Source organism: Pseudomonas sp. 8AS (assembly GCF_902506505.1).
GTDB lineage: Bacteria > Pseudomonadota > Gammaproteobacteria > Pseudomonadales > Pseudomonadaceae > Aquipseudomonas.
Window position 1 is genome coordinate 1 of sequence record NZ_LR733408.1, and the last position, 1,193, is coordinate 1,193.

1 protein-coding gene is annotated in these 1,193 nt (G+C 49.6%); it reads right to left on the minus strand.

The window, feature by feature from the left end:
* Positions 1–189: 189 nt before the first annotated feature.
* Complete coding sequence (locus GV001_RS19980; RefSeq protein ID WP_160083493.1) at positions 190–972, minus strand: ABC transporter substrate-binding protein; 783 nt, start codon at positions 970–972, stop codon at positions 190–192.
* Positions 973–1,193 lie beyond the last annotated feature (221 nt).

Sequence of the window (1,193 nt, forward strand, 5' to 3'; positions counted from 1 at the left end):
AAACAGGGGCTTTCGCCTTCAGAAATCCAGATCGATATCCTGAGAAATCACTACTCGCCCAGAGCAACCTGGCGCCAGGTCGAACGGCGCTCAATTGCGAGGCGAGTTTTTCAACGGAATAGGCCAAAAGCGGACTTGCTTGCTCTAGGCGCTTTTACCCCGAGATGAGGTTAGGAGGCCTCTAAAAAACTAGGGGCGATTCATATGGTGCTTTGCGAGAATTCGATCGTATTCGCCAGTCTGCTTTATCTTGACCAGACCTATATTGAATCGTTTGAGGATCTCGGCCGCATTCGGATAGGCCCTCGAGACCATCACATTTGCCGTGCGTTCAGCAAAAGGGTTTTGCAATGCATTGAAGCTGGTTACCTCAGCCGGGAACAAACGATTGATAGCGTCGAAAACTATCGCTTGATCATCAATGTAGAAGTCGAACCTGTTTAAGCGAAGCATACCGACTAATTGGTCAACCGTTGGCGCGGCATCGTATGCAATTCCGAGTTCCTTCAGTCTCGACTCGGCAAATGAGCCTGCGATGATCCCAAATCTAAAACCCTTCAGGTCTGGGAGACTCTCGTTGCCTGATAGCCCATTGGTATTGGGATTACCATCGTGGTAAATCAGCGAATAGGAGACCCCATACAGGTCATCCGAAAAATCGAAACGCGTTTTGCGATCTGGAGTTTCGGAATAAGGAAAAGCACCGAACGCTTTGCCTTGCAGCAGATTTAACTCGACGCGCTTCCAGGGTAAAAAGATGAACTGGGGTTGAATGCCTGCGGCGTTGCATATGGAGCTGATCAAGTCTGTCGTGGCGCCGAAATCCGGCATTGTTTCCGAGCTATACGGGCGATAATCGCCAGTTACAAACGGAACCTTCAACAGATCTGGGTGTTCAGATTCCTGAGCAGACCCCATAAGGCTGATCAACACCCCGAAGCTTGTAACGATTAGCGTGATAAGCTTTTTCAAATCTTGCCCCTGTCGCTATGAAGATTCCGCCGAAAAACTGAGCTAGTTCGTTGCATTGGCCGACCGTGCCAGTAACTTATCGAAGTGCATTCAGATACCTAAGTCAGAGAAGAGTCATGCTACCAAGGATTCTGTAGACACAGTGCAATGACCGCATCTGGCCGACTCTGGCCTATCGCGACAGGCTGAAATCGACCCATTACACAAAAACTCGCCCCCCC